Consider the following 10,446-nt stretch of genomic DNA (forward strand, 5'->3'; position numbering starts at 1 on the left):
GTTATGGGACAGAAAGTCAACCCGATAGGTATTCGACTCGGAATTGTTCGCGACTGGGCATCCACCTGGTATGCGGAGGGGCGTGAGTTTGCGAACTATCTCAATCAAGATATGGAAGTTCGCGATTTTATCCGCAAAAGGTTGTCGAATGCGTCGGTAAGCCAAATTAAGATCGAACGTCCTGCGCGTACGGCTCAAATCACGATTCATACCGCGCGGCCCGGTATTGTGATCGGGAAAAAAGGTGAGGACATCGACCGGCTTCGTCGCGACGTAGCGGAGTTAATGGGTGTGCCTACGCAGATCAACGTCGAAGAGGTTCGTAAGCCCGAGCTTGACGCTCAGTTGGTTGCGGAAAGTGTCGCGCAGCAGCTTGAGAAAAGAATCATGTTCCGGCGGGCCATGAAACGGGCGGTTGGTAACGCCATGCGCTTGGGTGCCCAAGGGATCAAGATCCAGGTATCCGGCCGTTTGAATGGTGCGGAAATTGCGCGAACCGAGTGGTATCGGGAAGGCCGCGTGCCGCTTCATACGCTTCGGGCGGATGTCGACTATGCGATTGCGGAGGCGCGCACCACCTACGGTGTCATTGGGGTTAAGGTTTGGGTGTTCAAGGGTGAGGTTTTTCACTCTGACGGTGCTGCAGCCGGTTCGACAAAAGAACAGGCTAAGGCAAAGGAGGCCTAAGCGATGTTGCAGCCGAAGCGTACGAAGTACCGAAAGCAACAGAAAGGACGCAATCGCGGGTTGGCGACACGAGGTAGTCGCGTCAATTTTGGCGAGTATGGTCTCAAGACCGTAGAGCGTGGCCGCGTGACGGCACGTCAGATTGAGGCGGCCCGTCGCGCGATCAATCGCCACGTCAAACGAGGCGGAAAAGTTTGGATTCGCATTTTCCCAGACGTGCCTGTCACCACGAAGCCAATCGAGGTTCGGATGGGTAAAGGAAAGGGCAACGTTGATTATTGGGTGGCGAAAGTGCAGCCGGGTCGGGTGCTCTACGAAATGGAAGGTGTCAGCGAAGAGTTGGCCCGCGAAGCGTTTCGTTTGGCTGCTGCCAAGCTGCCCGTTAAGTGTGTGTTCGTCAGTCGGACGGTAGCGTAATGAGAGCGAGCGAGTTGAGAGAGAAAACGATCGCTGAGCTTCGCGATGAATTGCTGAAGCTGCGACGGGAGCAGTTTACTTTGCGGATGCAATCGGCAACGGGGCAACTTAATCAAGTTCACGAGTTCTCGCGAGTTCGAAAAGGCATTGCCCGGGTCAAGACCGTCATGACCGAAAAACATGCCAAAGGTGAGGCGAAATGAGCGAACAACCGAAGAGCAAGCGCACGCTGATTGGCCGCGTCGTCAGCAACAAGATGGATAAAACCATCACGGTTCAGATAGAAAGGCGTGTTAAGCATCCTATTTACGGGAAATACGTGCGCCGGTCCACAAAATTGCGCGCTCATGATGCAGAGAATATTTGTGGGACGGGCGATTTGGTTCGCGTCGTGGAGTGTCGTCCGATCTCCAAGTCCAAGACTTGGGCGTTGGTTGATATTGTGGAAAAACGCGATAGTGCCGGTTGATATCCTCCGTCGATATCGTCTTTTGTGAACCGCTGATTACGGGTTACGACAATGATTCAGATGCAAACAGAACTCGGTGCGGCCGATAACAGCGGCGCACGGCGCCTTATGTGCATCAAAGTACTGGGCGGTTCTCGCCGACGGTATGCAAATATTGGCGACGTCATTAAGGTGACAGTTAAAGACGCGATCCCGCGTGGTCGGGTCAAAAAGGGTGAAGTTTACAATGCCGTCGTCGTGCGCACCCGTAAGGGGGTGCGGCGTCCTGACGGTTCGTTAATTCGATTCGATGGCAACGCAGCGGTCCTTTTGAATAACCAGCTTCAGCCTGTGGGCACCCGAATTTTCGGGCCGGTAACACGTGAGCTTCGCTCTGAGCGATTTATGAAAATAGTTTCGCTCGCACCTGAAGTGCTCTGAATAACGATTTCGGGAGCGAAACATGAACAAAATCAAACGTGGTGACGACGTCATCGTGACAACTGGAAAGGACGCGGGGCGCCGAGGCCGTGTTCTGCGGGTATTACCGAACGATCGCGTTGTCGTTGAGAACGTGAATCTGGTCAAGAAGCACGTTCGACCTAACCCGAATCAAGGTGTCGCGGGTGGAATTGTGGAGCAAGAGCGGTCGATTCATGTCTCGAATGTGATGCTGTTCAACCCTTCCACTAAGAAAGGCGACCGGGTGGGTATCCGTACGTTGGCTGATGGACGTCGAGTTCGCTATTTCAAGTCCGACGGCGAAGTCGTGGACGTATAAGGTGAGTCGAGCTATGCCTAGATTGCAAGAACTGTACGCCGACACAATAGCTGCCCAACTCAAAGAGCGTTTGGCGCTAGAGAACTCTATGGAGATTCCTCGGCTGGCCAAAATTACGCTCAATATGGGTCTTGGTGAGGCCGTTTCGGATAAGAAGGTTATCGAGCATGCGCTCGGCGACATGGCGCAGATTTCGGGGCAGAAGCCCGTCGTCACGCGCGCCCGGCAGTCTATTGCCGGCTTTAAGATTCGAGACGGCTGGCCCATCGGCTGCAAAGTGACTCTGCGTCGTGATCGCATGTACGAATTTTTGGACCGGCTTATTTCCATCGCGATTCCCCGAATTCGGGATTTTCGTGGATGTAATCCTCGTGCGTTCGATGGGCGAGGTAACTATTCGTTCGGGGTAAATGAGCAGATCATTTTCCCGGAGATCGATTACGACAAGATCGATACCTTGCGGGGCATGGATATTACCGTGACGACTACGGCCCGTAACGATGAGCAGGGTCGGGCATTATTGGAAGCTTTTGGCTTCCCATTCCGGAACTGAGGCGCGATATGGCAAAGGCAAGTATGGTGGCGCGTGAGCGCAAGAGAGAGCGCTTGGTGGCTAAGTACGCTACTCGGCGGGAACAGCTCAAGCGGGTAATCAAGAGCCCGAATACGACCGATGAAGAGCGATTGGACGCAGTGATGAGCTTGTCTAAATTGCCTCGCAATTCCAGTGCGGTCCGCCAGCGCAATCGTTGCGAAAGAACCGGGCGGCCGAAGGGGTACTATCGCAAATTCGGTCTGGGTCGGAATAAGCTTCGCGAAGCGGCAATGTCCGGCGATATCCCGGGTTTGGTGAAAGCCAGTTGGTAGCGCCTCCGGGCGTTCCAGTTAAAAGCGCATAGATTAAGGTTACGCGTATGAGTATGACGGATCCCATCGCAGATATGCTGACGCGCATTCGGAATGGGCAAAATGCGTCCAAAACGCAAGTTGCGATGCCGAGTTCTCGGTTGAAGATTGCGATTGCAAAGCTACTGCAAGAAGAAGGCTACGTGAGTGATGTTCGCTGTCACGGCGAGGAAGGGAAGCCTGTTCTTTCCGTATCGCTGAAGTATCACGACGGTCGTCCGGTGATCGAGCGAATCGAGCGTACGAGTCGCCCGGGCCTGCGGGTTTATAGATCGAAGGATGAGTTGCCTTCCGTTCTTGGTGGGCTCGGCATTGCAATCGTGTCGACGTCTAAAGGTTTGATGACCGACCGGGCTGCGCGCCAACAAGGCCTGGGTGGCGAGATCCTCTGCACGGTCTATTGAGGCGGAAACGGATATGTCGAGAATTGCAAAAGAGCCGGTTGTGGTGCCAAAGGGTGTTGAGATCACTCTCGATGGTAGCCGGCTACAGGTAAAGGGTAAAAATGGTGCCCTGGATTTGCAGGTCCACGAGGACGTGAATGTCCAAGAGGAGGGCGGGCGGCTGCAATTTTCCGCGCAGCGAGATAGCCGCAAAAGCAGATCGTTAGCCGCGACCATGCGCACGCTTGCCAACAATATGGTGCGAGGTGTCAGTGAAGGCTTCGAGCGCCGGCTTCAGCTGGTTGGGGTTGGGTACAGGGCCCAGGTACAAGGAAAGACGCTGAATCTGTCGTTGGGCTTTTCTCATCCTGTTGAGTACCCGATACCCGAGGGTTTAACTATTGAGACACCTAGCCAGACGGAGATTGTCGTCAAGGGTTCCGATAAGCAGCTGGTCGGTCAAGTCGCAGCAGAAATTCGTGAGTTTCGGCCGCCCGAGCCTTATAAAGGCAAAGGTGTTCGCTACGCGGGTGAACGCGTGGTGATGAAAGAAGCCAAGAAAAAGTAAGTAGGTTGTTTCGATGGATAAAAAGACTAGCCGTTTGCGAAGAGCACGCCGCGGTCGCGCCAAAATGCGTGAGCTGGGCGTCAATCGGTTGTGCGTCCATCGCACGCCGCGCCATATCTATGCACAGGTTGTTGCGCCCGATGGAGCACATGTGCTGGCCGCTGCATCGTCCTTGAGTAAGGAGATTCGTCAGCAGGTTAAATCCACGGGGAACGTTGATTCGGCGGCGCTCGTTGGAAAAACGATTGCCGAGCAGGCGAAGGCGGCGGGCGTGACCAAGGTTGCTTTTGATCGCTCGGGGTTCCGCTATCACGGGCGTGTAAAAGCGCTCGCAGACGCGGCGCGTGAAAACGGCCTCGAGTTTTAGAGGGTTTAGGAAATGATGGATGTCGGCACACAAGCCAACAAAGACGGCTTGCTTGAGAAGTTGGTCGCGGTTAATCGTGTGGCTAAGGTCGTCAAAGGCGGTCGTCAGTTCGGGTTTACCGCATTGACAGTTGTGGGCGACGGCAATGGCCGAGTCGGCTTTGGCTACGGCAAGGCACGCGAAGTTCCATTGGCGATCGAGAAGGCCATGGAAAAAGCGCGAAAGAGCATGCGTCAAGTTCACTTGGCTGAGGGTACGCTCCAGCATCAATTGGTTGCTTCCCATGGTGCGACCCGCGTGTTTATGAAACCTGCGACGCAAGGTACCGGTATCATCGCAGGTGGTGCCATGCGCGCTGTTTTTGAAGTGGCGGGTGTGCACAACGTTCGTGCCAAGTGCATCGGGTCGCGGAACCCGATCAACGTGGTCCGCGCGACAGTCAATGGTCTTTGCGGGCAGCATTCTCCGGAACAAGTGGCCGCCAAACGTGGCAAGGCTGTTGAAGAGCTGGGCGTCTGAAGTCATGGAAAAGAAACGATTGAAACTGACGCTCGTTCGGAGTGTGGCCGGGCGTTTGAAGAATCACCAGGCGTGCGCCAAGGGGCTCGGGTTGCGACGTATGCACCATTCCGTTGTGGTGGACGCCACCCCGGAGAATCTGGGGATGGTTCGTAACATCGGTTACCTGCTGAAAGTTGAAGAGGTGTGAAATGCGGTTGAACTCGATTTCTCCTGGAAAGGGAGCTCGGTCTCCGCGGAAGCGCGTCGGGCGTGGTATCGGATCCGGGTTAGGAAAGACCGGGGGGCGAGGGCATAAAGGCCAGAAATCGCGCTCAGGCGGCTACCATAAGCTCGGTTTTGAAGGCGGTCAGATGCCCCTCCAGCGGCGCGTGCCGAAGCGCGGCTTTCGTTCACGCAAGTCGGCCACTCGTGCGGAGGTGCGCCTGAATGAGTTGGCCGGGTTGAAAGTTGACGTGATCACGCTGGATGTGCTCAAAGAGGCCTCCATTGTTCCTGCCACAACCCTGGTTGCTAAAGTGATCGCGTCGGGCAAGTTGGATCAGGCTGTGGTCGTTAGGGGTTTGGCTGCGACTCCCGGTGCCCTGAGTGCGATTGAGCAAGCCGGCGGAAAGGTCGAGGCCTAAGTGGCAAAGCAAGGGCAGAAAGGCACCCCGAATTTGGCGGGTACGACCGAGCTTCGTCAACGCCTGCTTTTTTTGGTGGGGGCGTTGGTGGTGTTTCGCATCGGTGCATTCATACCGGTGCCTGGCGTCGACCCGCAGGCCCTTGCCGATTTGTTTGAGCGGAGCAGCGGCACCATTCTGGCCATGTTTAACATGTTTTCGGGTGGTGCGTTAGAGCGGCTCAGTCTCTTCGCTTTGGGCGTGATGCCGTATATCTCGGCTTCTATCATCATTCAATTGCTTAGCTCGGTCATGCCGAGTCTGGAACAGTTGAAGAAAGAAGGAGAGGCCGGTCGTCGCAAACTGACTCAATATACCCGTTACGGTACGGTGGGTTTGGCGACATTTCAGGCGATTGGCGCTGCGATTGCGCTTCAAAACCAGGGCGTGAACGCAATCCAAGGTCCGGTTTTTGTCTTGGTGGCTGCGGTGAGTTTGGTGACCGGTACAATGTTCCTGGTTTGGCTTGGCGAGCAGGTGACTGAGCGGGGTATTGGTAACGGCATTTCCATGATCATCTTCGCCGGGATCGTGGCCGGTTTGCCCTCCGCGTTGGGCGGTACCTTTGAGCTCGTGCGAACCGGTGAAATGAATGCGCTGATCGGCATTCTGCTTTTAGTGCTCGCCTTCGCCGTCATTGGTTTTGTCGTTTTCGTGGAACGCGGGCAGCGCCGAATTCCGGTGCACTACGCAAAAAGGCAGCAGGGCCGTCGCTTGTATGCAGCTCAGAGCAGTCATTTGCCGTTAAAACTGAATATGTCAGGGGTGATTCCGCCCATCTTTGCGTCGAGTATGATTCTCTTTCCCGCGACGATCGGGAGCTGGTTTGGGGATGTGCAGGGATTGGGGTGGCTCCAGTGGCTTGCGACCGCGATGTCACCGGGGCAGCCGCTTTACGTGATGGTCTACGCACTGCTGATTGTGTTTTTCTGCTTCTTTTATACGGCATTGGTTTTTAATTCTCGAGATACGGCGGATAACCTGAAACGATCAGGCGCGTTTATCCCAGGTATCCGGCCAGGGGCGCAAACGGCGACTTACATTGACGGGGTTTTGACTCGACTGACGGTGGTCGGCGCGTTATATGTCACGCTGGTGTGTTTGCTTCCGGAGTTTTTGATTTTGTATTTGAACGTTCCCTTTTACTTCGGTGGAACGTCGTTGCTCATCATCGTCGTGGTCGTTATGGATTTTATGGCGCAGATGCAGGCGCATCTGATGTCCCACCAATATGAGGGGCTGCTGAAGAAGGCGAATTTGAAGACGCACGGCCGGGCCGGCGTCCCTCGCTGAAGATATGCGCCTCTATCGTTAGTTCGGAGTGGATTAAGATGAAAGTTAGAGCGTCCGTTAAGCGAATATGTCGCAACTGCAAAGTTATTCGTCGTAACGGTGTCGTACGAGTCATTTGCACTGACGGCAGACACAAGCAGCGTCAGGGCTGATTTTACTTTTGTCATTATGGTTTTAATTCGTTGAGTTTGTCGCTCTGCAGCGATATACTTGCCCGCTTGCTTTTGGGTCAACAAGCCAAAAGCGGCAGTTAAGATTTAGGTCAAGGAGACGAATCGCATGGCTCGCATCGCCGGCGTCAATATCCCAGACAACAAGCACGCTGTCATCGCGTTGACGGCTATTTACGGCATTGGCCGCACGCGAGCTGAATTGATCTGCAATGCGGTCGGGATTGACCCTGCCGTCAAGGTGAAGGATCTCGCTGAGCCGGAGTTGGAAGCTATCCGGGGTGCGGTCGCAAGGTATACCGTCGAAGGCGATCTTCGACGAGAAATTGCGATGAATATTAAGCGTCTTATGGATCTGGCATGTTATCGGGGGCTGCGGCATCGGCGCGGATTGCCTGTGCACGGCCAAAGAACCCGGACCAATTCAAGAACACGCAAGGGGCCCCGCCGTCCCATCCGTCGTTAAGATCAGCTTTAGACTCCGCTTAACTCATTTATTGAATTCGGATTGATATCCTATGGCCAAGCCGACATCCAAGCGAAAGGCTAAAAAACACATTACTGATGCCGTGGCACACGTTCACGCGTCGTTCAATAACACGATCGTGACAATCGCTGACCGTCAGGGCAACACGATTTCTTGGGCCACGTCTGGGGGTTCGGGATTCCGTGGCTCCAGAAAGAGCACCCCATTTGCGGCTCAGGTCGCTGCCGAGCGTGCAGGTACCGTCGCGCAGGAGCATGGGGTGAAAAACCTGGACGTCCAGGTCAAAGGTCCAGGCCCGGGTCGGGAATCGGCGGTGCGATCACTGAACAATATCGGTTTCAAGATTCTCAGTATTACGGACGTCACTCCCATTCCACACAACGGTTGTCGGCCGCCCAAAAGGCGCCGAGTCTGATCGCTGAGTAGTTGGGTGTGTGACTGAAATGGCAGGAAGGCGGAATGGCTAAATACATCGGACCCAAGTGTAAACTTTCGCGGCGAGAAGGAACCGACCTGTTCCTCAAGAGTCGCGGCAGCTCGTTGGAGTCGAAATGTCGTATCGAATCAGTGCCCGGGCAAAAGCGGCAGCGCCGTGGGCGCATGTCCGACTACGGTACGCAGTTACGGGAAAAGCAAAAGCTGCGGCGCATCTACGGTATTCTCGAGAAACAGTTTCGAAATTATTACGATACTGCCTCCCGTATTCGTGGTAATACCGGAGAAGCCATGTTGCAGCTGCTCGAGCGGCGACTCGACAACGTCGTTTACCGTATGGGGTTCGCGTCTACGCGAGCCGAAGCGCGGCAATTGGTGAGCCATAAGGGTATCTGCGTCAACGGAAAGACGGTCAATATTCCTTCGTTTCAAGTCAACTCGGGCGACGTGGTATCGGTCGCGGAAAGAGCGCGAAATCAAGACCGTATTCAGGGGGCCATGCAAGTCGCACTGGAAATCGGGTTGCCAGCTTGGGTGGAAGTAGACGAAAAGAAACTTGAGGGGACTTTCAAAAGTGTTCCCGACCGTGCGGATTTGCCGCCGGACATTAATGAAAACCTAATCGTCGAACTGTATTCCAAGTAAGAGGAACTGCCCATGCAGGGCTCCGTAGCAGATTTTTTGAGACCACGTTTAGTCGATGTCGATGAGTTCTCGCCAACGAGGGCGCGCATCGTTCTTGAGCCGCTTGAGCGAGGTTTCGGTCACACGTTGGGTAATGCGCTTCGCCGCGTTTTGCTTTCGTCTATGCCGGGCGCCGCGGTTGTCGAGGCCGAGTTCGAAGGCGTGCTTCACGAGTACAGTACGCTTGACGGCGTGCAAGAAGATGTCATCGATGTTCTTCTGAATCTCAAGCAGTTGGCTATTCGAATGCATAATCGTGCAGAGGCCAATCTGATGTTGAGTAAGGAAGGGCCTGGGCCGGTAAAGGCGTCTGATATCCAGTTAACGGATGATGTGGAGATCATTAACCCAGACTTGGTGATCGCCAACCTTAGCGAAGGTGCCACGCTCACCGGTCGGTTGAAGGTTCGGCGGGGGCGCGGTTACGAGCCGGCGACGCAGCGGCAAGGTTCGTCGGAGGAGACGCGTTCTATTGGTGGAATCCAATTGGATGCCTCCTTTAGTCCGGTTCGACGGGTCTCCTACACGGTCGACAGTGCGCGTGTTGAGCAACGCACCGACCTGGATAAGCTTATTCTCGATATTGAGACCAACGGAACGCTGAAAGCGGAAGACGCCATACGCAGGGCCGCATCCATTCTTCAGGATCAACTTTCGTCCTTTGTGGAGCTGGAAAGCGTTGCAGTCGAAGAACCGAAATCTCAGGGCGCCTCGATGGACCCCTTGCTGCTTCGGCCTATTGACGATTTGGAGCTGACAGTTCGCTCGGCGAACTGTCTCAAGGCCGAGAATATTTTTTATATCGGTGATTTGATTCAGCGCACTGAGCTGGAGCTGTTGAAAGCGCCAAATCTGGGTAAGAAATCTTTGACGGAAATCAAAGAGGTTCTTGCTTCCCACGACTTGTCGTTGGGTATGAAACTCGACAACTGGCCGCCACCTGAATTGCAGGATAAAAAGTCGGTTATTGAAGCCGGTGGCTGACTGGGTATTGCCTCGCTGATTTTTGCAGACAGGAACTAGACATGCGACATCGTAATATCGGGCGGCAACTGAGCCGGAACAGCAGTCATCGCAAAGCAATGTTGCGTAATATGACCGTGTCGTTGTTCAAGCATGAACTCATCCAAACCACCTTGCCCAAGGCCAAAGAGCTGCGCCGGGTCGCCGAGCCGATGATTACGCTGGCAAAGGAGGATGGTTCGTCGCGACGCCGATTGGCTTTCGATCGTTTACGCGATCGTCACGTAGTGACCAAGCTCTTTGACGAGCTTGGGCCGCGCTACCGGGAACGGCCCGGCGGTTATCTGCGTATTCTAAAGAATGGTTTTCGGCCGGGTGATAATGCGCCGATGGCTGTGGTCGAACTGGTCGATCGGCCCATGACGGAAGACGATGGCGAGCTGGAAGACGAATAAGCTTAACTGTTCGGTTCGCCAATCTGAAAGGCCGGGGTTTTCCCCGGCCTTCTTTGTTTTGACTGCGCTTCCCAGGCGACTCTAGAAGGGAATGTCGTCGTCGAATTCGTCCGCCGGGGGTGCGTTTTGGCCAGTCGTTGCCTGATCCGTGGTGGGCTGGCGAGGGAAGCTGCCACTTGGTTCGCCCATGGGGGCGCTACCACCCGCGCGGCTGTCTA

Annotated in this window: 21 protein-coding genes; all 21 read left to right on the top strand. The window is 54.8% G+C overall.

Annotation, left to right across the window (positions count from 1 at the left end):
- Positions 1-3: 3 nt before the first annotated feature.
- The gene (rpsC, locus tag SVU69_09400) at positions 4-687 is read left to right on the top strand and encodes a 30S ribosomal protein S3 (GenBank protein MDY6943211.1); all 684 of its coding nucleotides are present in this window, start codon (positions 4-6) and stop codon (positions 685-687) included.
- Positions 688-690: 3 nt separating this feature from the next.
- The gene (gene rplP, locus SVU69_09405) at positions 691-1,104 is read left to right on the top strand and encodes a 50S ribosomal protein L16 (protein MDY6943212.1); all 414 of its coding nucleotides are present in this window, start codon (positions 691-693) and stop codon (positions 1,102-1,104) included.
- A complete protein-coding gene (gene rpmC, locus SVU69_09410; protein ID MDY6943213.1) occupies positions 1,104-1,307 on the top strand; it encodes a 50S ribosomal protein L29 in 204 nt (67 codons plus the stop codon). The genes rplP and rpmC overlap by 1 nt, the downstream gene beginning before the upstream one ends.
- The gene (gene rpsQ, locus SVU69_09415; protein MDY6943214.1) at positions 1,304-1,573 is read left to right on the top strand and encodes a 30S ribosomal protein S17; all 270 of its coding nucleotides are present in this window, start codon (positions 1,304-1,306) and stop codon (positions 1,571-1,573) included. The genes rpmC and rpsQ overlap by 4 nt, the downstream gene beginning before the upstream one ends.
- A gap of 51 nt (positions 1,574-1,624) precedes the next feature.
- Complete coding sequence (gene rplN, locus SVU69_09420) at positions 1,625-1,993, top strand: 50S ribosomal protein L14 (protein MDY6943215.1); 369 nt, start codon at positions 1,625-1,627, stop codon at positions 1,991-1,993.
- Between the two features lie 22 nt (positions 1,994-2,015).
- The gene (rplX, locus tag SVU69_09425; GenBank protein MDY6943216.1) at positions 2,016-2,333 is read left to right on the top strand and encodes a 50S ribosomal protein L24; all 318 of its coding nucleotides are present in this window, start codon (positions 2,016-2,018) and stop codon (positions 2,331-2,333) included.
- Positions 2,334-2,346: 13 nt separating this feature from the next.
- Complete coding sequence (rplE, locus tag SVU69_09430; protein MDY6943217.1) at positions 2,347-2,886, top strand: 50S ribosomal protein L5; 540 nt, start codon at positions 2,347-2,349, stop codon at positions 2,884-2,886.
- Between the two features lie 8 nt (positions 2,887-2,894).
- Complete coding sequence (gene rpsN / locus SVU69_09435) at positions 2,895-3,200, top strand: 30S ribosomal protein S14 (GenBank protein ID MDY6943218.1); 306 nt, start codon at positions 2,895-2,897, stop codon at positions 3,198-3,200.
- Between the two features lie 47 nt (positions 3,201-3,247).
- The gene (gene rpsH, locus SVU69_09440) at positions 3,248-3,643 is read left to right on the top strand and encodes a 30S ribosomal protein S8 (GenBank protein ID MDY6943219.1); all 396 of its coding nucleotides are present in this window, start codon (positions 3,248-3,250) and stop codon (positions 3,641-3,643) included.
- Between the two features lie 13 nt (positions 3,644-3,656).
- Entirely contained in the window at positions 3,657-4,190 is a 534-nt protein-coding gene (rplF, locus tag SVU69_09445) for a 50S ribosomal protein L6 (GenBank protein MDY6943220.1), read from the top strand.
- A 13-nt stretch (positions 4,191-4,203) separates the two neighbouring features.
- Complete coding sequence (gene rplR / locus SVU69_09450) at positions 4,204-4,557, top strand: 50S ribosomal protein L18 (GenBank protein ID MDY6943221.1); 354 nt, start codon at positions 4,204-4,206, stop codon at positions 4,555-4,557.
- 12 nt (positions 4,558-4,569) lie between these two features.
- The gene (rpsE, locus tag SVU69_09455) at positions 4,570-5,076 is read left to right on the top strand and encodes a 30S ribosomal protein S5 (GenBank protein MDY6943222.1); all 507 of its coding nucleotides are present in this window, start codon (positions 4,570-4,572) and stop codon (positions 5,074-5,076) included.
- A 4-nt stretch (positions 5,077-5,080) separates the two neighbouring features.
- Positions 5,081-5,266: a 50S ribosomal protein L30 gene (gene rpmD / locus SVU69_09460; protein ID MDY6943223.1), complete on the top strand. Its 186-nt coding sequence runs from the start codon at positions 5,081-5,083 to the stop codon at positions 5,264-5,266.
- A gap of 1 nt (position 5,267) precedes the next feature.
- Positions 5,268-5,702, top strand: coding sequence for a 50S ribosomal protein L15 (gene rplO, locus SVU69_09465; protein ID MDY6943224.1), 435 nt, complete (start codon positions 5,268-5,270; stop codon positions 5,700-5,702).
- Entirely contained in the window at positions 5,703-7,034 is a 1,332-nt protein-coding gene (gene secY / locus SVU69_09470) for a preprotein translocase subunit SecY (protein ID MDY6943225.1), read from the top strand.
- Between the two features lie 38 nt (positions 7,035-7,072).
- Entirely contained in the window at positions 7,073-7,186 is a 114-nt protein-coding gene (rpmJ, locus tag SVU69_09475) for a 50S ribosomal protein L36 (GenBank protein MDY6943226.1), read from the top strand.
- Positions 7,187-7,313: 127 nt separating this feature from the next.
- A complete protein-coding gene (gene rpsM / locus SVU69_09480) occupies positions 7,314-7,670 on the top strand; it encodes a 30S ribosomal protein S13 (GenBank protein ID MDY6943227.1) in 357 nt (118 codons plus the stop codon).
- Positions 7,671-7,722: 52 nt separating this feature from the next.
- On the top strand, positions 7,723-8,106 hold the full coding sequence (rpsK, locus tag SVU69_09485; protein MDY6943228.1) for a 30S ribosomal protein S11: 384 nt from the start codon (positions 7,723-7,725) through the stop codon (positions 8,104-8,106).
- A gap of 44 nt (positions 8,107-8,150) precedes the next feature.
- Complete coding sequence (gene rpsD / locus SVU69_09490; GenBank protein ID MDY6943229.1) at positions 8,151-8,771, top strand: 30S ribosomal protein S4; 621 nt, start codon at positions 8,151-8,153, stop codon at positions 8,769-8,771.
- Positions 8,772-8,783: 12 nt separating this feature from the next.
- The gene (rpoA, locus tag SVU69_09495) at positions 8,784-9,794 is read left to right on the top strand and encodes a DNA-directed RNA polymerase subunit alpha (protein MDY6943230.1); all 1,011 of its coding nucleotides are present in this window, start codon (positions 8,784-8,786) and stop codon (positions 9,792-9,794) included.
- 41 nt (positions 9,795-9,835) lie between these two features.
- Positions 9,836-10,228 (top strand): 50S ribosomal protein L17, encoded by a 393-nt coding sequence (gene rplQ / locus SVU69_09500; GenBank protein MDY6943231.1) that lies wholly within the window; start codon positions 9,836-9,838, stop codon positions 10,226-10,228.
- The last annotated feature ends 218 nt before the right edge of the window (positions 10,229-10,446 follow it).

The organism is Pseudomonadota bacterium, from assembly GCA_034189865.1.
GTDB lineage: Bacteria > Pseudomonadota > Gammaproteobacteria > UBA5335 > UBA5335 > JAXHTV01.

Coding starts and splice junctions, on each gene's coding strand:
- rpmJ (MDY6943226.1), top strand. CDS start 7,073: ATGAAAGTTAGAGCGTCCGTTAAGCGAATATGTCGCAACTGCAAAGTT.
- rpsQ (MDY6943214.1), top strand. CDS start 1,304: ATGAGCGAACAACCGAAGAGCAAGCGCACGCTGATTGGCCGCGTCGTC.
- rplF (MDY6943220.1), top strand. CDS start 3,657: ATGTCGAGAATTGCAAAAGAGCCGGTTGTGGTGCCAAAGGGTGTTGAG.
- rplP (MDY6943212.1), top strand. CDS start 691: ATGTTGCAGCCGAAGCGTACGAAGTACCGAAAGCAACAGAAAGGACGC.
- rpsD (MDY6943229.1), top strand. CDS start 8,151: ATGGCTAAATACATCGGACCCAAGTGTAAACTTTCGCGGCGAGAAGGA.
- rpsM (MDY6943227.1), top strand. CDS start 7,314: ATGGCTCGCATCGCCGGCGTCAATATCCCAGACAACAAGCACGCTGTC.
- rpsN (MDY6943218.1), top strand. CDS start 2,895: ATGGCAAAGGCAAGTATGGTGGCGCGTGAGCGCAAGAGAGAGCGCTTG.
- rpsK (MDY6943228.1), top strand. CDS start 7,723: ATGGCCAAGCCGACATCCAAGCGAAAGGCTAAAAAACACATTACTGAT.
- rplX (MDY6943216.1), top strand. CDS start 2,016: ATGAACAAAATCAAACGTGGTGACGACGTCATCGTGACAACTGGAAAG.
- rpsC (MDY6943211.1), top strand. CDS start 4: ATGGGACAGAAAGTCAACCCGATAGGTATTCGACTCGGAATTGTTCGC.
- rplN (MDY6943215.1), top strand. CDS start 1,625: ATGATTCAGATGCAAACAGAACTCGGTGCGGCCGATAACAGCGGCGCA.
- rpsE (MDY6943222.1), top strand. CDS start 4,570: ATGATGGATGTCGGCACACAAGCCAACAAAGACGGCTTGCTTGAGAAG.
- rpmD (MDY6943223.1), top strand. CDS start 5,081: ATGGAAAAGAAACGATTGAAACTGACGCTCGTTCGGAGTGTGGCCGGG.
- rplO (MDY6943224.1), top strand. CDS start 5,268: ATGCGGTTGAACTCGATTTCTCCTGGAAAGGGAGCTCGGTCTCCGCGG.
- rpmC (MDY6943213.1), top strand. CDS start 1,104: ATGAGAGCGAGCGAGTTGAGAGAGAAAACGATCGCTGAGCTTCGCGAT.
- rpsH (MDY6943219.1), top strand. CDS start 3,248: ATGAGTATGACGGATCCCATCGCAGATATGCTGACGCGCATTCGGAAT.
- rpoA (MDY6943230.1), top strand. CDS start 8,784: ATGCAGGGCTCCGTAGCAGATTTTTTGAGACCACGTTTAGTCGATGTC.
- rplR (MDY6943221.1), top strand. CDS start 4,204: ATGGATAAAAAGACTAGCCGTTTGCGAAGAGCACGCCGCGGTCGCGCC.
- rplE (MDY6943217.1), top strand. CDS start 2,347: ATGCCTAGATTGCAAGAACTGTACGCCGACACAATAGCTGCCCAACTC.
- rplQ (MDY6943231.1), top strand. CDS start 9,836: ATGCGACATCGTAATATCGGGCGGCAACTGAGCCGGAACAGCAGTCAT.